The 25,440-nt window shown below is 39.0% G+C and carries 19 protein-coding genes; 9 read left to right on the plus strand and 10 right to left on the minus strand.

Annotated elements, in window-relative coordinates:
• Positions 1 to 366: 366 nt before the first annotated feature.
• The 7 genes from galU to galE all read left to right on the plus strand — a co-directional run bounded on the left by galU (position 367) and on the right by galE (position 8,257).
• Positions 367 to 1,263, plus strand: coding sequence for a UTP--glucose-1-phosphate uridylyltransferase GalU (gene galU / locus Q4489_RS05835; RefSeq protein ID WP_303478062.1), 897 nt, complete (start codon positions 367 to 369; stop codon positions 1,261 to 1,263).
• Between the two features lie 159 nt (positions 1,264 to 1,422).
• Positions 1,423 to 2,325, plus strand: a complete 903-nt coding sequence (gene cysD / locus Q4489_RS05840) for a sulfate adenylyltransferase subunit CysD (protein ID WP_303478064.1) — start codon at positions 1,423 to 1,425, stop codon at positions 2,323 to 2,325.
• Positions 2,326 to 2,381: 56 nt separating this feature from the next.
• Positions 2,382 to 3,794, plus strand: a complete 1,413-nt coding sequence (gene cysN / locus Q4489_RS05845) for a sulfate adenylyltransferase subunit CysN (RefSeq protein ID WP_303478066.1) — start codon at positions 2,382 to 2,384, stop codon at positions 3,792 to 3,794.
• Positions 3,795 to 3,905: 111 nt separating this feature from the next.
• Positions 3,906 to 5,633, plus strand: coding sequence for an SLC13 family permease (locus Q4489_RS05850; protein ID WP_303478067.1), 1,728 nt, complete (start codon positions 3,906 to 3,908; stop codon positions 5,631 to 5,633).
• Positions 5,634 to 5,649: 16 nt separating this feature from the next.
• Positions 5,650 to 6,258 (plus strand): adenylyl-sulfate kinase, encoded by a 609-nt coding sequence (gene cysC, locus Q4489_RS05855; protein ID WP_303478069.1) that lies wholly within the window; start codon positions 5,650 to 5,652, stop codon positions 6,256 to 6,258.
• Positions 6,258 to 7,214, plus strand: a complete 957-nt coding sequence (locus Q4489_RS05860; protein WP_303478071.1) for a DHHA1 domain-containing protein — start codon at positions 6,258 to 6,260, stop codon at positions 7,212 to 7,214. Before cysC ends, Q4489_RS05860 begins: the two co-directional genes overlap by 1 nt.
• Before the next feature lie 29 nt (positions 7,215 to 7,243).
• Positions 7,244 to 8,257: a UDP-glucose 4-epimerase GalE gene (gene galE, locus Q4489_RS05865; protein ID WP_303478072.1), complete on the plus strand. Its 1,014-nt coding sequence runs from the start codon at positions 7,244 to 7,246 to the stop codon at positions 8,255 to 8,257.
• Between the two features lie 60 nt (positions 8,258 to 8,317).
• Here the strand turns inward: galE and Q4489_RS05870 are convergent, their stop codons facing one another.
• From Q4489_RS05870 to Q4489_RS05915, 10 genes are all read right to left on the minus strand, one after another.
• Positions 8,318 to 9,538 carry an EAL and HDOD domain-containing protein gene (locus Q4489_RS05870; RefSeq protein WP_303478213.1) on the minus strand — a complete coding sequence of 407 codons (1,221 nt, stop codon included), beginning with the start codon at positions 9,536 to 9,538 and terminating at the stop codon, positions 8,318 to 8,320.
• Between the two features lie 418 nt (positions 9,539 to 9,956).
• Positions 9,957 to 12,830, minus strand: coding sequence for a TonB-dependent receptor (locus Q4489_RS05875; RefSeq protein ID WP_303478074.1), 2,874 nt, complete (start codon positions 12,828 to 12,830; stop codon positions 9,957 to 9,959).
• Between the two features lie 484 nt (positions 12,831 to 13,314).
• The gene (locus Q4489_RS05880) at positions 13,315 to 14,028 is read right to left on the minus strand and encodes a DUF3379 family protein (protein WP_303478075.1); all 714 of its coding nucleotides are present in this window, start codon (positions 14,026 to 14,028) and stop codon (positions 13,315 to 13,317) included.
• On the minus strand, positions 14,021 to 14,536 hold the full coding sequence (locus tag Q4489_RS05885) for a sigma-70 family RNA polymerase sigma factor (RefSeq protein ID WP_303478077.1): 516 nt from the start codon (positions 14,534 to 14,536) through the stop codon (positions 14,021 to 14,023). Before Q4489_RS05885 ends, Q4489_RS05880 begins: the two co-directional genes overlap by 8 nt.
• A gap of 178 nt (positions 14,537 to 14,714) precedes the next feature.
• Positions 14,715 to 16,361 carry a BatD family protein gene (locus Q4489_RS05890; RefSeq protein ID WP_303478079.1) on the minus strand — a complete coding sequence of 549 codons (1,647 nt, stop codon included), beginning with the start codon at positions 16,359 to 16,361 and terminating at the stop codon, positions 14,715 to 14,717.
• Positions 16,355 to 18,139: a VWA domain-containing protein gene (locus tag Q4489_RS05895; RefSeq protein WP_303478080.1), complete on the minus strand. Its 1,785-nt coding sequence runs from the start codon at positions 18,137 to 18,139 to the stop codon at positions 16,355 to 16,357. Before Q4489_RS05895 ends, Q4489_RS05890 begins: the two co-directional genes overlap by 7 nt.
• Positions 18,132 to 19,160: a VWA domain-containing protein gene (locus Q4489_RS05900; RefSeq protein WP_303478082.1), complete on the minus strand. Its 1,029-nt coding sequence runs from the start codon at positions 19,158 to 19,160 to the stop codon at positions 18,132 to 18,134. Before Q4489_RS05900 ends, Q4489_RS05895 begins: the two co-directional genes overlap by 8 nt.
• Positions 19,157 to 19,645 carry a DUF4381 domain-containing protein gene (locus tag Q4489_RS05905; protein WP_303478083.1) on the minus strand — a complete coding sequence of 163 codons (489 nt, stop codon included), beginning with the start codon at positions 19,643 to 19,645 and terminating at the stop codon, positions 19,157 to 19,159. The genes Q4489_RS05900 and Q4489_RS05905 overlap by 4 nt, the downstream gene beginning before the upstream one ends.
• On the minus strand, positions 19,633 to 20,640 hold the full coding sequence (locus Q4489_RS05910; protein ID WP_303478085.1) for a DUF58 domain-containing protein: 1,008 nt from the start codon (positions 20,638 to 20,640) through the stop codon (positions 19,633 to 19,635). The genes Q4489_RS05905 and Q4489_RS05910 overlap by 13 nt, the downstream gene beginning before the upstream one ends.
• A 10-nt stretch (positions 20,641 to 20,650) precedes the next feature.
• On the minus strand, positions 20,651 to 21,607 hold the full coding sequence (locus Q4489_RS05915) for a MoxR family ATPase (RefSeq protein WP_074500578.1): 957 nt from the start codon (positions 21,605 to 21,607) through the stop codon (positions 20,651 to 20,653).
• A 290-nt stretch (positions 21,608 to 21,897) separates the two neighbouring features.
• Between Q4489_RS05915 and fadI the strand changes: the two genes are divergently transcribed.
• Both fadI and fadJ read left to right on the plus strand, forming a co-directional pair.
• The gene (fadI, locus tag Q4489_RS05920) at positions 21,898 to 23,202 is read left to right on the plus strand and encodes an acetyl-CoA C-acyltransferase FadI (RefSeq protein WP_303478086.1); all 1,305 of its coding nucleotides are present in this window, start codon (positions 21,898 to 21,900) and stop codon (positions 23,200 to 23,202) included.
• Positions 23,202 to 25,340 carry a fatty acid oxidation complex subunit alpha FadJ gene (fadJ, locus tag Q4489_RS05925; RefSeq protein WP_303478087.1) on the plus strand — a complete coding sequence of 713 codons (2,139 nt, stop codon included), beginning with the start codon at positions 23,202 to 23,204 and terminating at the stop codon, positions 25,338 to 25,340. Before fadI ends, fadJ begins: the two co-directional genes overlap by 1 nt.
• Positions 25,341 to 25,440 lie beyond the last annotated feature (100 nt).

A 25,440-nucleotide genomic window follows, 5' to 3' on the forward strand; every position in this document is an offset into this window, starting at 1 on the left:
ACAGGCGCAATTTATCGTTAATCAGCGGCATTTATACCTTTGATGAAGCCGAAGCGCAAGTAATTCAGCTAAGTGGATTGAATATTGCGTTGAAAGTTTTACAAGCTAGTTTCTGTTTGTATCTATAAAGACAAAGGCCTTAAGCCAGATTATTCTGTTATTTGATATACAATATATTTTTAGGGTTTTATTCAATTGTAATCGAACAAATTTAATAAATTGATACTGAATATCATTGGTTCACGTGTAAGTTAAAAATATTCAGGTGTGATAAAACCGATAATTTGTTTTAATATAGCATTCGAAAATTGAAACGTTTACTTGTGCTCAACATTAAGAGTGCAAGGTCATTTCTTAGAGGATGGTATGGATAAGAAAGTTACAAAAGCGGTTATTCCGGTTGCGGGCTTGGGCACGCGTATGTTGCCAGCGACAAAAGCAATTCCAAAGGAAATGTTACCAATCGTGGACAAGCCATTAATTCAATACATTGTCAATGAATGTATTGATGCAGGTATAAAAGAAATTGTGCTAGTAACGCACTCTTCTAAGAACTCAATTGAAAACCATTTTGATAAATCGTTTGAACTAGAAACCACCTTAGAAAACCGCGTAAAGCGCCAGCTTCTTGATGAAATACAAGCTATTTGCCCTAAAGGGGTAACTATAATGCATGTGCGTCAAGGCGAAGCAAAAGGCTTAGGTCATGCTGTATTAAAAGCTAAACCTTTGGTTGGTGATAACCCTTTCGTTGTAGTGTTGCCTGATGTCATTTTGGATGACGCAACCGCAGATTTAAAGACAGAAAATTTAGCAGCGATGCTTGCGCGTTTTAATGAAACGGGTCATAGCCAAATTTTAGTTGAGCCGGTTCCACAAGAAAAAGTACAAAATTATGGCGTGGTTGACTGTGGTGGGAAAACGTTAGCAGAGGGAAACTCTGCTGAAATGACAGCTGTTGTTGAAAAGCCTACGATCGAAGAAGCCCCTTCAAATTTAGCGGTTGTTGGCCGCTATGTTTTGTCAGAGCCCATTTGGCAATTACTAGCATTTACACCACCTGGTGCTGGTGATGAAATTCAACTAACCGATGCAATCGCAAGTTTGATGAAATTAGAAACGGTTGAAGCCTTCCATATGACGGGTAAATCGCATGATTGTGGCTCTAAAATGGGTTATATGAAAGCCATGGTTGAGTATGGCTTAAGACATAAACAAATAGGCGAAGAGTTCAGTAGTTATTTACAAAAATTGTTAGCATAAACTTTTAAGCGTTATTCACTTTAGCTAGTTAATGCTTAATTGTATAACGCTCCGTCTTTATTATTCCTAAATCATCTAACAAAGCTTTTTCTTATATGGATGTATTAAAAGCTATCCAGTAAACTATCGTCATTAAAATTGCTAGGGAATATTAATTAAATGACGATTCAAACGCATTTAAAAAAGCTTGAAGCAGAGTCTATCCATATCATTCGTGAAGTTGCTGCTGAATTTGATAAGCCAGTTATGCTTTATTCTGTTGGTAAAGACTCAGCCGTTTTACTGCATTTAGCGAGAAAAGCGTTCGCACCGGGGAAAATACCATTCCCGTTATTGCATGTTGATACCACATGGAAGTTCAAAGAAATGATAGCCTTTCGCGATCGAATGGCAAAAGATTATGGGTTTGAATTGTTAGTCCATCAAAACCCTGATGGTATCGCGATGGATATCAATCCTTTTGTACATGGCAGTGCAAAACACACTGATATTATGAAAACGCAAGGGTTAAAACAAGCGCTTGATAAATATGGCTTTGATGCCGCATTTGGTGGTGCGCGTCGCGATGAAGAAAAGTCTCGTGCTAAAGAGCGTGTATATTCATTTCGTGATAAAAATCATCGTTGGGATCCGAAAAGTCAACGCCCTGAGCTTTGGAATGTCTATAACGGTAAAGTAGATAAAGGTGAAAGCATTCGAGTGTTTCCTTTGTCAAACTGGACTGAGCTTGATATTTGGCAATATATCTATCTAGAAAATATTGACATTGTGCCGTTATATCTAGCCGCTGAACGACCTGTTGTGGAACGCGACGGTACCTTAATCATGGTAGATGATGAGCGCATGCCTCTAGAAGAAGGCGAAGAAATACAAATGAAAAGTGTTCGTTTTCGAACACTTGGCTGTTACCCATTAACTGGCGCAGTTGAGTCAGAAGCGGCAAGTTTGCCGGAAATTATTCAAGAAATGTTGTTAACAAAAACCTCTGAACGTCAAGGTCGTGTGATTGACCATGATTCAGCGGGTTCTATGGAGAAAAAGAAAATGGAAGGTTATTTCTAAATATTTTTTTAACCTAACTTTCATTTTAACTGTTAACTATTTCTAAGGTCTGAACGATGAGTCACCAATCAGAATTAATTGAACAAGATATTCAAGCTTATTTAAAGCAACACGAAAATAAAGAACTACTGCGCTTTTTAACCTGCGGTAGTGTTGATGATGGCAAAAGTACACTAATTGGCCGTTTGCTTCATGATTCAAAAATGATTTTTGAAGATCAACTTGCGGCGATTGAAAAAGACAGTAAAAAGTCAGGCACTACGGGTGAAGCAGTAGATTTAGCTTTACTGGTTGATGGTTTACAATCTGAACGTGAGCAAGGCATTACCATTGATGTTGCATATCGTTATTTTTCAACCGATAAGCGCAAATTTATCATCGCTGATACCCCAGGCCATGAACAATACACGCGTAACATGGCAACAGGTGCGTCTACCTGTGATTTAGCGATTATTTTGATTGATGCACGTCATGGCGTTCAGGTACAAACACGTCGACATTCTTTTATTTGTTCATTGCTTGGTATTAAACATGTATTAATTGCTGTGAACAAAATGGACTTAGTTGACTATAGCCAAGAACGTTACCAAGAAATTAAAAAAGAATACCGAGAGTTTGCTGATCAGCTCGCCTTTACGGATGTTCGTTTCGTACCAATTTCAGCGTTACGAGGCGATAACGTAGTTGAAGAAAGCGAGCATATGTCGTGGTACCCAGGTGCGACGCTAATGAAGCTTTTAAATACCGTGAATGTTGAAAATAACGACACATGTACTGAATTTAGATTCCAAGTGCAGTACGTAAACCGTCCAAATTTAAATTTCAGAGGCTTTTCGGGTACTGTTGGTTCAGGTCATATCAGAGTGGGTGATGAGATTGTCGCCTTACCTTCTGGTAAGCAGTCGCGTATTAAGTCAATCGTCACCTTTGATGGTGATTTAGAACGTGCCGATAAAGGGGAGGCGGTAACGTTAACCCTCGAAGATGAAATAGACATCAGCCGCGGTGAAATGATCGTACGTAAAGGCGCTGTTCCTTTAACGTCGAAAGAATTTAATGCTTCAGTTGTTTGGATGCATGAAGACGAACTTGAAACGGGCCGTGAGTATTACATTAAACATGGCAGCAAGCTCACCACAGGTCATGTGTCTAATATTGCACATAAAATTAATGTTAACACGATGGAAACTACTGCCGTAAGCCAGTTAACCTTAAACGAAATTGGTTCGGTTAGTTTTTCTGTCGCTGAGTCGTTACATTTTGACCCGTACTTAGAAAACCGTGCTACTGGTGCATTTATTATCATTGATCGATTGAGTAATATCACTGTAGGTGCAGGAATGATCACAGGGGCTGCAGAATCAGCAGATGATCATCAATTTAGTGAATTTGAAATGGAATTTAATGCCTTAGTACGTAAGCATTTCCCGCATTGGGGTGCTCGTGATATTGCTAAACTATTAAAGTAAATCTCACTTACTTTTACTATGTTAGCTGCTTAACTTGCATACTTCACTTGCATATACGTTAAGCAGCTGATAAACATTTCATATCATTTGCTGCTAAAGGACAAACATTAAATGGTAGCATCACAATGGGCATTGATAGCTCTTTTCTGTTTAACCTTTGCAGGGCTGATAAAGTATCAGCGCGTGCCTGAGCGTGTTTTTGCCTTGGCAATGATCACATGTTTAGGTTTTTCTTTTGTTGAAACAGATGATGTATTAGCCAATGCAGTAAACCCAGGTTTGGTGACGTTAATATTACTTGTCTTGGCTTCTTTTTCTTTTGAACGTACCAGTATATTACGCCGTCTTTCTGCTGTGATGATCAACGGTAAACCGTTTATCTCAACAGTAAAAACGCTGGTGTATACTGCAATTGCTTCTGCGTTCATGAACAACACTGCCGTTGTTGCAGCACTGATCTCTACCATTAAAACTAATCGAGTGATCAACCCCGGAAAACTCTTACTACCGTTATCTTTTGCCGCTATTTTAGGTGGAACGCTCACATTAGTAGGTACTTCAACGAATCTCATTGTTAACACCATGCTCATTGAGCAAGGGAATGAAAGCCTTGGCTTTTTTGATTTCACTGCCATTGGTATTGTTGCGTTAATCATTTGTTTAGCGTTAATTCTCTTGAGGCAACACACCTTGCCTGATATGGAAGTTGAACAACTTAAAAACCCAGATTATTTACTAGAAGCGCGTGTTAGTAACGACTCTAAAATGATAGGTCAAACAGTTGAAGAAAATGGTTTGCGAAGTTTAGACACGTTATTTTTAGTCGAAGTGATTCGAAATGGTAGGCTAATATCTCCAGTGGCACCTGATGAAGTGATTTTGCGCGGCGATAAACTTATTTTTACTGGTGATGTCTCGAAAGTTAAGGTGTTACAACAATTTGATGGTTTAACGCTATTTGCTGAGCAAGATGGCTTACTGAGAGATAACTTAACTGAGGTGTTAATTAAACCTGACTCAGCTGTGGTTGGTAAAACGTTAAAAAGAGCGGGCTTTCGTGCTAGATTTGATGCTGCAGTTGTGGCTGTTCGTCGTGAAGGTGCGGCGCTTTCAGGCAAATTAGGTTCATTGATTATTCAACCAGGCGATTTTCTTGTATTAGCCGTGGGGAATGACTTTAGTACACGTACTAACTTAAGTAAGAACTTTTACATTTTATCGGGACATCAACCAGATAATATGCTTTCTGGTTGGCGTGACTCGTTAACCGTTTTTGGTTTTATCGCTGCGGTCATGGCGTCAGTGCTAACAGAATTATCTTTATTAAAAGTGTTGATGTTTTACATCGCATTGTTGGTTTTTACTGGCTGCTTGACGGTTAATGAAATAAAGCGGCGTTTCCCGCTAGAAATTTGGATGATAGTACTAGGAGCGCTTACGTTAGCGAAAGCGCTTGAATCCAGTGGCGTGGCGTTATTATTAGCAAATTATATTGAACATTTACTTGCTGGGCAGAGCGCTTATATTACGTTGATTGTTATCTTTGTGGTTACGCTGTTAATCACAGAACTAGTGACTAACAGTGCCGCAGCTGCGCTTATTTTCCCTATTGCTTATAATATTGCATTAGGTCTAGGAGTTAGTCCATTACCCTTCGTGTTAGCTGTTGCGTTTGCCGCAAGTGGTAGCTTCATTAGCCCCTTTGGCTACCAAACCAATGTTATGGTTTATAATGCGGGTAATTATAAGTTACTTGATGTGGTGAAATTTGGCGTGCCTGTTTCATTGGCTTATTCCATTGTCGTGTTAACTTTGTTACCTACTTTCTTTCCTTTTTAACGTGAGATACCTCTAAATGAAAACTGAAAATACCGTTTGGCATCAACAACAAATAAATAAGGTACAACGGGCTAATATTAAAAAACAACGTCCTTGTTTATTATGGTATACCGGTTTAAGCGGGTCAGGAAAATCAACAGTTGCAAATGCCGTGGATGCGTTGTTGTTTGAGCGTCAATGTCATACGTATTTGCTTGATGGTGATAACGTACGCCATGGCTTGAACGGTGATTTATCTTTTAGCGATCAAGATCGCATTGAAAATATTCGCCGGATTAGTGAAGTGTCAAAGTTGTTTGTTGATGCGGGGTTAATTGTCTCTACTGCGTTTATTTCTCCTTTTGCGTCAGATAGAAAAATGGCACGTGAAAAACTAGCAACAGGTGAATTCCTAGAGGTGTATATTGATACACCGATTAGTGTCTGTGAGCAACGTGATCCAAAAGGCTTGTATAAAAAAGCTCGCGCCGGAGAAATAAAAGACTTTACCGGCATTGACTCTGATTATGATATCCCATCGGCACCGGAAATACATATTAAAACGGCAGAATTGACAATCGTTGAATGTGCCCAACAAATTGTACAATTTTTAGAAGACAACCATTATATTTCAACAGGTTCATAATGCATTACGATATTTTTAATGGCGATGCCGATGGTATTATTTCATTAGTACAATTACGTCTCGCTAACCCTAAAGAAAGTACGTTAATAACAGGTGTTAAACGCGATATTAGTTTGTTAAAACATGTAGACGTTGCAAAAGCTCATTCAGTAACTGTTTTAGATATTTCGATGGAAAAAAACATTGAAGCTCTGAATGAATTGCTAGCAAATAACGTGACAGTTTTTTATGCTGATCATCATCGTCCAGGTTCAATTCCAACTTCCGATTACTTATCTGCGCATATAGATACTGACGCAAATACTTGTACGGCGTTAATTGTTAATCAATATTTGAATCAGCAATTTCCACTGTGGGCGATAACAGCCGCTTATGGTGATAATATGCTAGATGCTGCACAAGCGTTGTCAGATGAACTTAACCTTTCAACAAATGAACGTGACCAATTAAAACGTTTTGGTATTTATATAAACTATAATGGTTATGGTAGTTCACTCGAAGATTTACACTTTACTCCTGAACAACTGTTTAGTGAATTGGTAAAATATTCAAACCCTTTTGATATTATTAACCAACCAGGTTCTGTTTTTTCTCAATTAGAGCAAGCTTATCATCAAGATATGGCAAATGCGGAACAGGCGAAAGTGCTTGCTGATACTGATGTTTGCAAGGTTATCGAATTACCAGACGAAGCGTGGTCAAGGCGCGTAAGTGGTGTACTAGGGAATGAACTTGCAAATAAAACACCTAATAAGGCACATGCTGTATTTACCCTTAACCTTGATAACACGTATACTGTAAGCTTAAGAGCGCCATTAACTAACAAACAAGGTGCTGGTGATATTTGTGCGCGTTTTGCAACTGGTGGTGGCAGAGCAGCTGCGGCAGGAATTAATCAGTTATCAGCGGAAAACGTTAACGCGTTTGTCACAGCAATTAGCGATTATTATCGTTAAGATATAGACTTTTATACAAAGGGGAAGTAATGAAGTTATTAATTACAGGTGGCACGGGCTATATTGGCAGCCATACAGTTGTTGAATTATTATCTTTAGGACATGATGTTGTTATTGTTGATAATTTAGTTAACTCATCGGAACTTGTTTTATCCCGCATTGAGAAAATAACCGGTAAAATGCCGCAATTTGTTAAAGCCGATATATGCGATCGCGATGCCTTAAATGATATTTTTTCGACGTATAAGCCTGAGGCTGTTGTGCATTTTGCTGGGTTAAAAGCCGTTGGTGAGTCAAATGATATTCCGCTGAGTTATTACCATAATAATGTTACAGGTTCAGTGGTTTTATTTGAGGTGATGGCAGCTCATAATGTTAAAAACCTTGTGTTTAGTTCTTCTGCTACTGTTTATGGTGAAAATAATGTATCACCATTAGATGAAACAATGGCGACTTCAGCAACTAATCCTTACGGCCGTACTAAGTTAATGATCGAAGAGATCTTATTTGATTTAGCCAAAAGCGACTCAGATTGGTCGATAATTAATTTACGATATTTTAATCCTATTGGGGCACATCAATCAGGGCTAATTGGTGAAGATCCTAATGATATTCCAAATAATTTACTGCCTTATGTTTCTCAGGTGGCGATTGGTCGTTTAGCACAATTACAAGTGTTTGGGGACGATTATAATACACCTGATGGAACAGGTGTTCGCGACTATATTCATGTGGTTGACTTAGCGTTAGGGCATATTAAAGCTTTGGAAACATTAGCAACTCTTTCAGGTTGCCAAGCGATTAATCTTGGCACTGGCAACGGTACTTCGGTTTTACAAATAGTTGATGGTTTTAGCCATATCAGTGGTACAAAAGTTCCTTTTAAAATTGTTCCTCGACGTGCAGGCGATATTGCAACCGTATATGCAAATGCAGCGTTGGCTAAAGATGTGCTAGGTTGGCAAGCTGAACGAAATTTAACTGAAATGCTAGAAGATACTTGGCGTTGGCAGTCTACAAATCCACAAGGTTATACTGAATAGCCACAGTTAAGTTTGCATAAAAAAAAGCCGCTATGCGGCTTTTTTTTATGATAGTTCTCGTTAAGCCGATAACTGACATTGCTCATCAGCCCAAGCAATTGCTTCATGGTAACTTTCTAAAACAGGTTCTTTCTTTAAACCTAATTTTTCCATCACGGAATTGGTTTTTTCCCAGTTGGCGTGTTCAATTTGTTCAACAAGGATCACTAAGGCTGCAAGTACACCTTTTTTGGTGATTAGCGCATCCTTTATTTCTTGAGCCAATGGTAGCTTATCCATGATGCTCGATAGCTCTTCATCAAGTATTGCATCAATTAAGGATAATAACCCCGTTAAGAAAGCTATTGAGGTATCTATAGGGGCATTGATATCTTTTGAGACCATTTCACAAAATTTTGCGCGTGTCATGGCTGCATTAATTAACTCATTAGGTTTATCGGGATTGACATTAGTTGCAAATAATAACCCTAGAAAACGTTTTAATTCACCTGAGCCTAAGGTGACCAACGCTTGCTTAATCGTTGATATTTCATTGCGACGTTTAAAGATAGCAGAATTTGCATAACGTAATAGTTTATAAGACAGGGTTACATCACGTTCAAATACATCGGTAATAGCGCCAAGATCGAGCTCTGGCTTTGATGTTTCATAGAGGAGTTCAGCCATTGCCATTTGTGATGGAGACAATGACTTAGTTTTTATCATCTCTGGTTTAGCAAAGAAGAAGCCTTGAAAAAGTTCAAAACCAAGTTCTTGTGCTTGGTGGTACTCTTCGTGAGTCTCGACTTTTTCAGCAAGTAATTGAATATGGTCATGGGATGCAATCGCAACTTTGATCTGCTTAATTTGTTCAATGCTTGTGGTTTGCCAATCAATTTTAATGATCTTTATAAAAGGGTAAAAATGGGCCCAAACATTTTGATGCTCATAATCATCTAATGCAAGGGTGTAACCTTTTTCAAATAACGATTTACAAAGTGCTAACAGTTTTTTCCCTGGTTTTATGGTTTCTAATATTTCAACAACGACTTCTTCCGGTGTTAGCATCTCAGGGAGGCCTTTGCTGAGTGTTTCCAACGTAAAATTAATAAATGCGGGTTTTTTGCCTGTAAACTCGGCGATCCCCATGTTGAATTTGCTAGCATCAATCATCTTACTGGTAGCTTCATCACCATCGATATCAGGGAAAACATTGTTTATGTTGTCACGAAAAAGCAACTCATAAGCAAATAACTGTTTTTCTTTATCTAAGATAGGTTGGCGAGCCGCGTAAAAATACATAAAGTTTCCTGCACACTTATTTACTACGAATATAGGAGAATTACCGTTGAATTTCATCATTTTTATTCCAATTTGATGAAATAGCTTGTTCCAAGAGAAAATTTTATACTTTTTCACACTCTTTGATTATATCTGTTATTAATCTAATTAATAATATCTAAAGTGAATGGCTGCGTTTTTAAGTGGCTGGGGTAGGTTATAGCTAAGAATGTAGATAGCAAACATTATTTTACATTACAGTGATTTTACATCATTGAAGCAAGGCAAGAAAACAGCGTCAGATCGAAGTGCAACATTTTATGATAAACTCGATTTATACTTTTTTGAATAAGTTGGACAAACTCTTTTATTAATCGTAACCAAGTAACTAAAAAGGCTCGGTAAATACCGAGCCTTTTGCTATTCAAGTTTAATTGAATTAGAACTTGTAGTTAACACCTAACGTTAGACGTTGGCCAAATAGGTCATAGTAAGCACCTTGGTCATACGAATATGGGTTTGCAGGTGGTTCACGGTCAAATAAGTTTAAGATACCGGCACGAACTTCAAAATCATCAGTTACCATGTAACGTGATGTTAGATCCCAAGTCATATAAGAAGGAATCTCATTGTAGTCGTTTTGTTCAGCATCCCACTCGTTGTTACCAACCGTAGCATGACGATAGTTAGCACTTAATGTCATTGATAAATCACCGTTAGTGTAGTTACCTACAAAACGTGCTTTCCAACGTGGACGAGCTTGCTCACCGTGTGAATAATCAGCATCTTCAGCAAAACCAGTATCGTTAAAGTTACGCTCATCTAAGTAAGTCGCAATTAAACGTGGTTTGAATGTACCGAACTCAGTATCTAGTGTATAAGCGATTTCAATATCTGCACCACTAATGTCACTTGACGCTGAGTTAATTGGTTTTTGATCGAAGTTATCAATTTCAAATGTACCAGCAGTACGTTGTAATAAACCACAGTATAAGTTTTCTAAAGACTCTGATTCATAACACTTGTTAACAATTGTAGCTGCTGAAGGGTAGTTGATCTCGTCTTCTAAATCGAATTTCCAGTAATCAACTGTAATACCTAAACCGTCAGCCCAAGCTGGGTTATAAACAAAACCAATTGTAACGTCATCTGCTTTTTCGTTAAATAGATCTTGGTTACCTAAGATGAAGCCCGAGTGGTTAGTACGTCTCCAGTCTTCACTTGCTTCCCAACCTACAGGGATACCAGCTGCACGACAGTTTTTCTCGATGTTGGCTTGTTTCTCAACAGGTGCGTTATCGATTGCACCTTGGCCACATGGATCAGCGAAGCTAGCAAATGTTTGGCCTTTTGGCGCAAATAATTCAGATACGTTTGGCGCGCGCACTGAGCGTGACATATTGGCACGGAAACGAAGTTCATCGTTCAGTACATAGTTTAAGCCTATTTTCCAAGCGCTATCATCACCTGTAGAAGAATAATCCATGTAACGATATGCTAATTCTAAGTAAATTTCTTTAGCAAAAGATGTTTCAGCAATTAATGGTACAGAAATTTCCGCTGCTAATTCAGTTACGTCAAATTCACCTTGTAATGCATCACTTTGGTTACCGAAAATTAACCCTTGTTGCATTGCAGCATCAGGAGTTGTTTTTGCTTTTTCTTCACGGTATTCAGCAGTGAATGCACTAGCCACTGGACCAGCCGGTAATTCAAATAAATCACCAGAAACAGTAAAACCAAGTGACATTTGATCAACACTTGCTTGACGTTGTGCTTTTGTTGAAACATACGCAAGTGCTTCTTCAGAAGCTAAGCCTTCACCCCAAAGGTTTAAAGGAGAACAGCCAGAAAGAGCACCGACTACATCGCCGTCGTCATTTCTATCAGCACAAACAATGTCACCATTCCACATAACTGCATCAAGCGCGTTATCAAAATGTTCAGTGATCATTTCACCATGCCAAGTAGTATCTTGTGTTACTTGACCCTTTTGGATGTATGCATCATACGCCCAGTTGTCGTTTATTAAACCTTCAAAGCTTAATGCAGCACGAACAGTAGTACGATCTTGGTCATATTTACGGTTACCTAAACCATCAGTGGTTAAGTAAGCGTAGAATGCAGGAACACCACGTTCAGCAAAGAAGTCTTGGTTAGCTTGACTGAAGAATGCGTTGTCAGCTTGTAATACTTTGGCATGGAATGCTGGTGAAGATTCACCATACGCAGATGTATCAGCATATATCATTTCAAAGTTCATGCTATGGTTATCATTGATTTCATAGCTATAGTTTAACGCAACATTTAAACGCTCTAATGGCGTACGTAAATAGTCATGTTTTGCAAAGTGGTAACCATCACCGTCACCAATAAAGTAGTTTGTATTACGGTTACCAGGAGAAGAACTTGCTGGTAGAGTACCATTTTGCTCGAAAGTACGAATTGAACCATCATTTGCAAAAATGTAGTGACCGTCAGGCATGAAGAAATCACCTGTTGGTGAATAGTAACCTAAGCGGTACTGACCGTAGCCATTTTGATATACTGAACGCTCTGGGATACCGTCTTCATTGTTCACGTTATCAACGTTAGCAAAGGTAACTGGGCCATTTACCATGTAATCACGATCTAAAGCGCGTAATTGGTCTTGCTTTGCGTATGAAATGTTAGCAATAAAGCTACTTCTCTCACCTTCGTCACCGAAAGTTAATGACATATATTCTTCGTCACCACCGTCTTCGAATGGACGTGTAGTAGAAGCGTCAATAGCGATACCATCAAATGATTTTTTAGTGATAATGTTCACAACACCAGCAACAGCGTCAGAACCATAAACCGCAGAAGCACCACCAGTCGTGATCTCCATACGTTCTACCATCGCTGTAGGGATATTGTTTAAATCAACTGCAGAAGCACCTGGAGCACCAGCAACGAAACGACGTCCGTTTACAAGTACTAGTGTTTTTGAACTACCTAAACCACGTAAATCTGTGTTGTTCAGACCACTTGCGAAGATAGTGTTGTTAGTTGTTTCAGGAGAAAGGCCAACAGATGAGTTAGGCATTTCATTTAATAAATCAGCTACGTTAGTGATACCTGCGTTGATTAACATATCACCGCTGATCACTGTAACTGGTGTCGGTGCTAATTCACCGATACGTTTGATTTTAGAACCCGTAACCTGGATGCGTTCTACTTGTTCTTCTTCGTTTTGTTCTTCAGCAGCAAATGCTGAGTTAAACGGTAACGCAGAAGCAGCACCAAAAGCTAAAGCAATTTTTATTGCTTTGCTAACTCTAGAGTTATTCATATTCATTCCCTATTTGTAAGTAATTATGCATCTCAATTTTATTATTAAGTGTTTCAGATGACATCATTTGAAACATTATACAGAGATGATCCCTATATTATTTACAAAAATTGGAGAATAATTCAATACATTTCGTAATTAACTTTGCATTAACATTTTTACGTGTAATATCACGTGCTTTATTGTAACCACATGTTTTATATGTAAAATTATTTTATTTTTACTTGTGAAGAGTGGAGGGAGTAATAGTATTTGTAAAATAATATTTACAAAAAAATATTGTTTTTAATTAATACTATGTTTTTAAAGAAGTTTAGTGTTGATGGGACATGTACTTATTATATATTAATTTGTTATTTTTGTTTAAATATTGAACTATAATGTTAATGGGATTGTAACAAAGTTGTTAATTTATGGTTTTTTGTGATTTAAAAAAGAAAGGAAGTGTGAACTATTCACTTCCTTTCATTAATAAATAGCCATGTTATGCGGACCATCGTAACTGATTTTGTAATTTTAGCTGCCATTGTTCTAATGGCTCTGCTTTATCTCCAACAACGATAATATGGCTTTCATTTGTGCTGCTAACTATGCCGTTGTATTGATGATTATCAAAAACGGTTTTGTAGGATAAATGTTTACTTTGAGGTACTACAAAAACATTCACTGGACTGTTTTTACCCCGAAATACCATGTGTAAGCTTTTTATACCGTCGAATCGGCAAAATTCTGCCATCAACAAATCTCCCATTGAGTCGGTAAAGCTTCCGTTAAATGATGCCATTTTTTTATTAAGTGCACCCAATGGTACATTCGCTTCTGCATCGTTAGAGAAGTATTTTGCTTCATGATTAACGTGTGCAATGGCGTAATCACCTACTGAGTCATAGGCATGAGAAAACTGCAATTGATTAACCGTTAAGCCAATTGCCAAAGTGATAGAAGCTGCAAGTGCTACTCGAATGTACTTCTTGCGTTTTTGTTGCTGATGACTTGCCAAGGACTGACGTAAGATTAATGTTTGACAAAGGTCTTCAGGCACAGGAATATTCAACGCATTTGAAATTTTATCATCGAGTTCATCAACTTCTTGTGCAAATTTTAATTTTGCAGGATCTGTATTTTTCGCCGCTTGAATGTCGGGCGATTTGGATTTGGGATCTGCATAAATTTCACGTCTAAATTGCAAATCATCCATTTTGGATACCTCGCGTCATTGGTTCGTCTTCTAGTGCATCTTTTAATTGATTTCTCGCGCGAAATAGCCGAGTCATCACGGTATTTTTATTTAGAGATAGCATGGTTGCGATTTCTTCACCGCTAAAACCGCCGATCACTTGCAATACCAGAGGCTCTCTATATTCTTCGGGCATTTTAGCAATCTTATCTCTTAGCCATTGATTTTCAATTTCTTGTTCAGCGTTAGTGGATTTTACATCTTGTATTGTTGCTTCTTCATATTCACTCATCTCAAATCTTTTACGTTCGAAACGTCTTGCGTTTTCTCTGCGTAAAATAGTAATTAACCATGACTTAGCTGCTTTTTCATCTTTCAATGAATCTAAAGCTCGCCATGCACGTAAAAAGGTTTCTTGCACTAAATCTTCTGACACTTGCCGGTCATGTGTTAGCCAAAAAGCATAACGATATAGATCGCTATGTAATGCCTTAACTAGTGCTTCATATCTAACTTGTTTTGTCGCCATGGTGTTATAGACCTGAGCATAACGAATTAAATTTCTTAATAAGAAATTATTTATACGATGTTTAGTGGTGCTCTAATTATAGGAGACATTGTGAGGGCTGTGTGCGAAAGAAAGCAGTAAGAGGGCATCTCTTTGCTGCTTTCTCATTTTAACATTGACCGCTAATGTACAACTAAGCTTATGGGTTTAGTTTAAAACCAGTATTATGTTGTTGTGAACTTTGGGTTTTATTTACCTGTTGAATAGCCTTCGCTAGGTTGTCTCCCCGCCATGCAATGGGTGATTGTCCATATTTTGCAAGTTGCAGTTCTTCAATTGCAGCGATAAGCGATTGATTATTTGTTGACGCCAGTAGCTGACTAATAGTAGAAACTGATTGTAGATGTAAACTGTTATACCAAGGTAGAATATGGGTAAAAACTTGTTCGCTATTATGTTTTTTACAGGCTGCTAAAAGCGCTAAGTAGTGATCATTCACCTTAGATTTTACCGCTGTTTTTTGCGTACTTTTTTGTTGTTGATACGTAATCAACCATGCTAATAAAGTTAACAACCACAATGCGAGAAATACCCATTGAAGTATAGAGGCTTTTTCTACGATGATTGTTTTTTCAATCGGGGTTTGTGTTGGAGTAGTTTGTCCTTCGTTCGGGGGTAAAACAAACTCAGGTTGTTCAGCATTGGCAGCTATAGTAATAATTTGTGCCGGAATGACTGCTTCTTGATATTCGTTGGTTACGGTGTTCCACCAAGGGATAACCATTTTGGGCAATTGGTAATTTCCAGGTTTATTGGCAACGATGGCAAAGTTACGTACTTTTTGACTGACTAACCGATTGTTATTCATACCAGTGTGTAGTTCTGCTTGATCTGGGTATACCTTCAACCCTGCAGGTAGTGACATTTCTATTTCTGGTAATTGTTCTTCTGATAGCCCTGCTGCGGTTAATGTGATCACCCGTGTAATAGGTTCGCCAACTTTAAACTCCGTAACTTTTGGCTGCCACTCTTGATGAATAGACAGTAACTCGCTAGGTAACCATGTGCCTTGATAGTTTGGCGGAATCGCCTTAACGTTAATGGGGATTTCTTCTCCGATGACACTGACAGGTTTAGTTTCTGCAAAGCTTAAAAAGCTATTTCTACGCGTTGAAGGCACCATGATTTCGCCTGAAAATACTGGTGATTTTAACGTAAATTCCCCGCTTTTTTGCGGGCTAATAGCATAGGTGCGTTCAATAACGCGATAACGTAAGCCATTGATGATTGTCTCACCTTCCTTGTCTTTACCTACCTGAGTGATATTTGCGCCTTCAAGTTCGGGTTCAGTTAGGCTGCCTCTTTTTAGTTCTGCGGCGAAGTGTAACTTAATGGTCAACGTTAATTGTTGTTGAACATAAACATTTTTTGTCGAAATATCAGTCGTGATAAACAGTGTTTGTTGTTTGGTAGAATTATCGTCACTTGCGTTAATCACCTTTACGTCTATTGGGTTGGTGGTTACGCCATCGACTATTAAGGGAGGAATAGTGTAATTTCCTGCTTTTCGCGCGATTAATACTGTAGTCCAACGAGTGGTGCGAGTTGTTTTGAAATTTACCATGCTCGTCTGTGAGCTAACGGAGGTACGGCCTACAATAAAATCTTGCATTAAAGCTGATGTATCTAAGGCATTAGTGTCAACATCATCATTTGCTTCTACCGTTAATACGAATGACTCATTAACAATGACTGGGTTTTTGTCGATAGTTGCAGTAACTTCAGTTAACGCGTACGCATTTACTGTAATAAATAACGTTAAAAGGGCGGTTAAAACTTTTACCACTTTTTCTGTGCTCCTACGCTGGTTCTATTTTGACGACGCTTTTGATATTCCAACTGCATTTTATTACGCAATAATAAGTAAGGATCATCAGTGACTTTATTTAACAGTTGCTGATGCTTTTGCTCCATTTCTTGTTCTTGTTGGGCTTTAGCTGCCTTAGCTTGTTGTTCCTGTTGCTGCTCTGGCTGCTGCTCAGGCTTTTCTTGTGCTTGATTTTCTTGTTCAGGATCTTGCTCTTGCTCTTTTTGCTGATCTTGAGCATCTTGTTGCTGTTGTTCTTTAGTTTGCTCTTGTTGATCTTCACTTTGTTGCTGATTTTTTTCTTGATCTTGTTGTTGGTTTTGATCGTTTTGTTGTTCGTTATTGTCTTCTTTTTGATCTTTATTTTGTTGATTATCTTGGTTTTGTTGTTGTTCTTGTTGCTGTTTTAATTGCTCTACCAACGCTTTATTTTCTTTGGCATCTTGTAGTTCTGGGTTTAACTCAAGCGCTTTATCGTAGGCAGCAAGGGCCTCATCGAATTGTTGTAATTTAGCAAGTGCATTTCCTTGATTAAATAAAGCGTCGGCGTCATTACCCTTTGAGAATGCGTCAAGTGCTGCTTGATAATTACCTGCTTGGTAATGTGCACTGCCTTGCCACATTGGATCTTCAAAAGTATCAGCGGCTTTTTCATAATCTTTAGCGTTGTACAAGGCTTGAGCTTGTTGATCTTTTGTTTGCCATAAGTTCTGCCAGAAGTCAGCATAAACGGGTTTGCTTGGTGTCATTAAGCATAAAATAGGTACTATGGTAAGTAATTTTCCACGACGGAAGTAAAGCAAAACTAAAGGTAACATTAATAACACAAGGTAAGGTCCAAACTCTTGCCATTGATCGCCGGTTTGTGAACTTTCATTGTTGCTTTCTGCATCGTGTTTTATTGGCGGTAATACAATGGTGTCAATATCTTGATTACTGTTTACCATGCGTGCATATTGCCCTTTGCCTTGTGCTGCAACGGTTGATAATAGGTTTTCTGATAACTTGGGTACTACAATCGCACCGCTGTCATCTTTGAGTAATTGACCATTCGGTAACTTTATAGGTGCACCTGCTGTGGTTCCGATCCCCATTATATTTAACCGATACGGGTTTTCTCTGACCCAATTTGTGAGATCTTGTACATCTTCTTGATCAATGCCATCTGTAAACCAATAGACATCGCCTTCAACATGACCTGCATTTTTTAACATATCGCTGGCTAAAGCCAAAGCTGCATATGGGTTACTACCGAGAGCAGGCATCAGATCTGGACTTAAAGACGGTAGCAGTAATTCAATGTTGTTAATATCTTCTGTTAACGGACTAATGGTAAACGCATCGCCGGCATAAGCGATCAAGCCTATTTCACCTTCGTTCAACTTTTCTAATAAGTCCACTGCTTTGTAGCGAGCTCTGGTTAACCTATTAGGGGATATATCGGTTGCATACATTGAATACGACATATCCATAACTAACACTGAACCACGTGCCAATTGATATACCGGCTGGGGTAATTTTTTCCAGGTTGGGCCAGCAAGTGCCACAATCGCTAATAACCCTATTAAAAAGGGAATAGTTAACGATAACCCCTTTGCACTTTGTTTGCCTTCGATGAGTACATTTGCTAAATGTTTAGGAATTAACTTTTGCCAACCAGATTGATTAACGTTATGTTTTTTCAATAAATAAAGGGTAATAACTAACCCTAGGGTGGCTAACAACCACCAAGGTCGAATGAAGTGAAAATCAGCCATTGTTATCACCTATTACCTGTGTATTTTTTGATTTTCCTACTGGACGATATATTGAAATATTTAACCATAAAATGTAACTAAAAACGAGAATAGCAGCAATTGCTAAAGGGTAATAAAACAAAGCGGTTAGTGGTCGCATTTGTTGTTGTTCTTGCTCAACAGGCTCTAGCTGATCGAGCAATTGGTAAATTTCTTCCATGTCTTCACTGCTTCGTGCGCGAAAGTATTTACCACCGGTATCTACAGCAAGCTTAGTTAACGTTTCTTCATCTAGCTCACTTGATGGGTTTACGCGGCGTTTACCAAATAATGAACGTTGGATCATTACGTCAGCACCAATACCTACCGAATAAATCGTCACGTTTTTCGCAACAGCTAATTCTAGTGCTTGTTCAGGCAATATTTTGCCAGCGGTGTTTTGGCCGTCGGTTAATAACAGTAGTACGCGATTTGATTCTGCCTTTTCGGCAAAACGCTTTACAGAAAGCGCGATTGCATCACCAATTGCAGTTTGCTTACCAACCAAACCTAGTACGGTTTCATCAAGCATCTGCTTGACGGTTTTTCTATCAAAAGTCATTGGGGTTTGCATATAGGCGTCATCACCAAATAAGATCAAACCTATGCGATCACCAACTCTGCGATCAATAAAGTCTCCTAATAGTACTTTTAACATTTCAAGACGATTAACGGTTGTGCCATTTAAGCTCATGTCTTCCACTTGCATACTGCCGGATAAATCAACGGCAACCATTAACTCTCGTCCTTCAGTGGGAATATTTACAGGTTCGCCTAACCATTGTGGCTGACTCGCTGAAATAACTAATAAAACCCATAATAATGCCAGTAATGAGATTGGTGTTTTCTTCTGGTTACCTAATAAAGTTTTAGGTGTGCTTGAAGAGACTAAAACCGGCATTTTCAGTGGCGCTGCTTCATTACTCGCAGTCGCTGGTAAAAAATACATGATTAATGGTAAAGGCAGTGCTAATAATACCCAAGGCAATGCTAATTCAATCATTGAACAGGCTCCAATTGCATGGTTTTAGTCTCTGCTTTGGGAGGTAATGCACAGTTAATCCATAATATCGCTTGTTGCTTCAGTTCATTTAATGTTTCTTCGTCATCTGCGTTGCGATAGTGCGCAATTAAAAGATCAGGGAAATTATCAGCGATTAATGCTTGTTTCTTCTCTGGCAAAACTGAAATTAAAAAATCGGCAAATGCTTTTCCATGAAGCTTTGCAACATGACCTCGTTGAAAATAACGAATAGAAAGCCACTTTAAGGTTGCAATGACTTGTGCTCCGCTCATTTCTGTTGAGTTGAGTAATTTCATCGCTTGTTTTTTATCAGCAAGCAGTTTCCTTTTTTGCACGATTTTAATCATGGCAATAATTAACAAGATAATGAGCGCTGTTAATAGCAGCCACCAACCAATAGCAATGGGCCATTGATGCACTTGTTCTGGAAGATGAATGTCTTTAAGTTGTGTTAACGGATCCATGGTGCCACTCCGTTTTTAATTTGTTGTTCTAAAGATTGCCCAGCACAGAAATGCAATAAACGGGCTCCTGCTTTTTCAAGTAAGGCTTCTTTTTTCGTGATCAGTGACTGAGCATGAGATGCATATTCTGCTGCTGTGTTTTTATCACCTAAGGTCAGCTGTTGTTTATGCTGGCCGTCAGTAATACTGACATTAACTTTCGTTTTTACCGAAGGTAGTTGGTGCTCAAGTGGATCAGATATCAAGCAAACGACTAATTCACAATGGCGATTAATATTTGCTAAATGCCGTATGGCCTCATCAGATGTGTGATGACCATCGGTAATAAAGTACACTAAACTGCCTGGGCGTGATACTTGCCTTAACCGTAAACAGTTTTGCGCGAATGCTTGGATTTTATCTTCAACATGCGGATTATCCTCAGCTAATAGTAAGCTTGATTGTTGATGACATGTCGTTAAGGCATGAAGGTAATGCAACACGCCTTGCTGCCTACTTCGTGGTTTCAATTCGGTATGAGAAGATTCATTAAACACAATACCGCCAAAACGATCACCGCGTTGTTTGGTGTGCCAGGCTAATAATGCGGCTAAATGTGCTGCTTGAACAGATTTGAATAACAACTTACTGCCAAACAACATATTGCTGCTTAAATCAGTTGCGACAATTACCGGACGCTCTATTTCTTCACGAAATAATTTGGTGTGTGTTTCACCCGTTCGAGCAGTAACGCGCCAATCTATGGTGCGAATATCATCGCCTGTTTGATAATGTCTTACTTCATCAAACTCCATACCACGACCTTTAGTACGAGCTAAATAGTTACCCGCTAATTGTCCGTGCAAATTTTTATTTGCCGTAAGGTTAATAAGCGACGCTTTATTTTGGTATTGCAACAGCTCATTGATCGTAATAGACACACCGTTAGCCATTAAACTGGCTAATTGCTGGCTAGGGTCAAAGGTAGCTGTTGGTGTTTTAGACTTAAACCACATGTAACAATAATTAACCTACAGCTACCTGAGTAAGAATATGATCAAGTAGATCATTCGTCGTAATACCTTCAGCTTCAGCTTGATAAGTCAGAAGAAGCCTATGACGTAATACATTATGTACCACAGCTTGAACATCATCTGGGCCGACGAAATCACGTCCGTGTAGCCAAGCACGTGCTCTGGCACAACGATCTAATGCAATGGTAGCACGAGGACTGGCACCATAGGCTAACCATTGTTTTAATTTGTCGTCGTATTTTTCCGGTTGGCGTGTTGCCATAATTAAATCGACGATATACGTTTCAATCGCAGGAGACATATGTATTTGCAATAATTGTTCTCTTGCGGCAAAAATATCTGCTTGTGAAATCTGACTGATTTTTTCTACGGGTTTATTTAACGCTTCGCCACGATTGATTTTTAATATTTCTAATTCACTTTGTGCATCAGGATAGTCGATTTCTAAGTGCATAAGAAAACGATCCAATTGTGCTTCTGGTAACGGGTAGGTCCCTTCTTGCTCGATAGGGTTTTGAGTTGCCATTACGAGAAATAAATCTGGCAGTTTGTAAGTGTTTTTACCAACGGTAATTTGGCCTTCAGCCATGGCTTCTAACAAGGCTGATTGAACTTTTGCAGGCGCTCGGTTAATTTCATCAGCCAATACTAAGTTTCTAAATAAAGGACCCGATTGAAAAACAAAACTGCCATCTTCAGGGCGATAAATATCTGTACCGGTTAAATCAGCGGGTAATAAATCTGGCGTAAATTGAATGCGGTGAAAGTCTGCTTCAACGCCTTGTGCTAAGGCATTTACTGCGCGTGTTTTTGCTAGCCCAGGAGGCCCTTCAACGATTAAATGTCCGTTTGCCAATAAGGCAATTAACAGGTTTTCAACTAATGCTTCTTGTCCAACAATTTGTGCGGATAAATGTTCTTTAAGCGATGAAAAATACTCAATAGCCATGATAATTGTTCTTTTTTCGTTAATGAATTTTTACTGAAGATTTCAGACTCTTGTTTTGATATATGGTTCCCTAATCCAAAAACAAGAGCTACTACAAAATTGTAACGATTTTTTATCTAGATGATTTTAGCATAATTCTCAGAATTTCATATACTTGTGGGGTAGTCGCTCACTAACTTGATATTATAAATGCGTTAACTAGCCTATATAGTGAGTTGAATTCCTTGTAAATGTCGTTAGAATGAATTGAAAAATAAAGAGGTCAGACCTCTTTGCAATAAGGAAACATCATGTCATTATCATTAAAAACAGCTTCAGGCGAACGTATTGCCGTTGTTGCTGGTTTGAGAACACCTTTCGCGAAACAAGCAACTGCTTTTCACGGTATTCCTGCGTTAGATCTTGGAAAAATCGTGGTTAATGAATTAATCAATAAAACTGAAATTGATCCTAAACTTATCGATCAACTGGTTTTTGGCCAAGTGGTTCAAATGCCAGAAGCACCTAATATTGCGCGTGAAATTGTGCTTGGCACTGGTATGAATGTACATACTGATGCTTACAGTGTATCGCGTGCTTGTGCGACAAGTTTTCAGTCTACAGTTAATGTTGCTGAGTCAATACTTTCTGGCATTGTTGATATAGGTGTTGCCGGCGGGGCTGACTCTTCATCTGTTGCGCCGATTGGTGTATCAAAAAAATTCGCTAGAACGTTGCTCGATTTAAGTAAAACAAAAACATTAGGACAAAAGTTATCTTTGCTCAAAACGCTTAGTTTCAAAGATTTGTTGCCAGTACCGCCAGCGGTTGCAGAGTATTCAACCGGCCTTTCAATGGGGCAAACGGCTGAACAAATGGCAAAAACCCATGGTATTACCCGTGAAGAACAAGATGCTTTAGCTCATCGTTCTCATGTATTAGCCACGCAATCTTGGAATGACGGTAAGCTTGCTGATGAAGTAATGACTGCACATGTTGAACCATATAAACATTTTATTGATAAAGATAACTGTATTCGAGAAAACTCAGATTTAGCCAGTTATGCGAAATTACGCCCCGTGTTTGATCGCAAACACGGTACGGTTACCGCAGCCAACAGTACAGCATTGACCGATGGTGCATCGGCTATTTTATTAATGCGAGAAGGTCGTGCAAAAGAACTTGGTTATGAGCCATTGGGTTATATTCGTAGCTTCGGTTTTGCTGCCATCGATGTGTGGGAAGATATGCTGATGGGACCAAGCTTTGCAACACCTATCGCACTTAAACGCGCAGGCATGGAATTAAAAGATTTAGATTTGATAGAAATGCATGAAGCTTTTGCGGCGCAAGCATTAGCGAATGTTAAAATGTTCGGTAGTAAGAAATTCGCACAAACGCATTTAGGTCGTGACAAAGCAATTGGTGAAATTGATATGGACATTTTTAATGTTATGGGCGGTTCATTGGCATACGGACATCCTTTTGCGGCGACAGGAACCCGATTAATTACTCAGGTGCTTAACGAGTTACGCCGCAGAGGTGGTGGCGTTGGTTTGACAACCGCTTGTGCTGCAGGCGGTTTAGGTGCAGCAATGGTGTTGGAGACAGAATAATGACAGATACAACAACGTTTACTTTATCGATTCAAGACAATAATGTTGCCCATTTAGTGATGGATGTGCCTGATGAGTCGATGAACACATTAAAGTCAGCATTTGCAGACGAAATCGCGACAATCTTACAAGAAATTAAAGCGAATACCTCTTTGCTTGGGGTAGTACTTTGTAGTGGCAAAAAAGATTCGTTTGTTGCTGGCGCTGATATAAATATGTTAGCAAGTTGTACAACAGCAGAAGAAGCGACCACGCTATCTAGACAAGGACAAATGATTTTTGATCAGTTGGCTTCTCTAGACATTCCTGTGGTAGCAGCAATTAATGGCGCTTGCTTAGGTGGTGGCTTAGAACTCGCAATGGCATGTCATGCAAGAGTTTGTTCAGATAGCCCTAAAACAGCGCTGGGTTTACCTGAGGTGCAGTTAGGGTTGTTACCAGGAAGTGGTGGTACACAAAGACTGCCTAAGCTAGTTGGTATTCAAAAAGCGTTAGATATGATGCTAACCGGTAAACAATTACGTGCGAAACAAGCGCTAAAAGCAGGATTAGTTGATGACGTAGTACCAAATACAGTGTTAATTGACGTTGCAGAAAAATTGGTATTGTCTGGCAAAGTAAAAGCGGGCAAAAATCATTACAAGCCAGTAAAATTAAACCTAGTTGGTAAGGCGCTTGAGAAAACACCGTTTGGCCGTAAAGTGCTATTTGATCAAGCTAGTAAAACGGTTAATAAAAAAACGAAAGGTAATTACCCAGCGCCATTAAGCATTATAAAGTGCGTTAAGATGGGAGTAGAACAATCTCCAGCGAAAGGGTTTCAATTAGAGGCTGATCTGTTCGGCGAATTAGTAATGACGCCTGAGTCGTATCAATTACGACAAATATTTTTTGCGACTACTGAGATGAAAAAAGAGCAAGGTGTCGCTGGAGTAGAGCCAAGTACCATAAAGAAAGTAGCTGTTCTTGGTGGTGGCCTTATGGGGGGCGGAATTGCCTTTGTTACTGCAACGAAAGCTAAGTTGCCGGTACGTATTAAAGACATTGGTGATCAAGGACTGAAAAACGCATTCAAATATGGTTATGACTTATTAAATAAAAAAGTGAAACGCCGCTTTATGCGTAAAAGCGAAATGCAAAAACAAATGTCAATGATGACTGGCACGACGGATTATTCAGGTTTTCATGATGTGGATGTTGTTATTGAAGCGGTTTTTGAAGATCTTGCGTTAAAGCAAAGCATGGTGCAAGACATTGAACAGCATTGTGCTACGTCAACTATTTTTGCGAGTAATACTTCAAGTTTACCTATTGGGCAGATTGCAGCAAAAGCAACGCGTGCAGAAAACGTTATCGGCTTACATTATTTTTCACCAGTGGATAAAATGCCGCTGGCTGAAATTATTCCCCATGAAGGTACGTCTGAACAAGTCATTTCAACAACAGTAGCCCTTGCAAAAAAACAAGGTAAAACGCCAATTGTTGTTAAAGATAAAGCAGGGTTTTATGTTAATCGCATTTTAGCACCCTATATGAATGAAGCGGCGATTTTATTATTAGCGGGTGAGCCAATTGATAAATTAGACCGTGCGTTAGTAAATGCAGGGTTTCCAGTTGGCCCAATGCAATTACTCGATGAAGTAGGTATTGATGTTGGCGCTAAAATTGGCCCTATTTTACAAGCAGAACTAGGCGAACGATTTGCGCCACCAGAAGCCTTTGATAAGTTAATTGATGATGGTCGATTAGGGAAGAAGGCGAAAAAGGGCTTCTATCGTTATGATGTTAAGAAGAAAGAAGTTGATCAGAGTGTTTATCAACTACTTAACATTTCACCACAAGGTAAGTTAGCCTCGGAAGAAATTGCTAATCGTTGTCTCTTTATGATGTTAAATGAAGCAGCCGAATGTTTAGCGGAAGGGATAATCCGAAACGCGCGAGATGGTGATATTGGCACTATATTTGGCATAGGTTTTCCACCATTTTTAGGTGGGCCTTTCCGCTATATGGACACATTAGGTATTGACAAGGTTGTGACCCAGCTAAATCAATTTAAAGCGTTATATGGTGATAGATATGCACCGAGTGAGTCATTGGTAAATATGGCCAACCAAGGTGGAACGTTTTATAAATACTAGAGCCTGTTGAGCTTTCGCGGTTAAATTTTGTTTTAGATAAACGTGTTTTAATCGCGGCGAGTAGTATTTAGCTTAGTCATTCTACGCTAATACTACTCAA

Source organism: Thalassotalea sp. 1_MG-2023, assembly GCF_030546745.1.
Taxonomy (GTDB): domain Bacteria; phylum Pseudomonadota; class Gammaproteobacteria; order Enterobacterales; family Alteromonadaceae; genus Thalassotalea_C.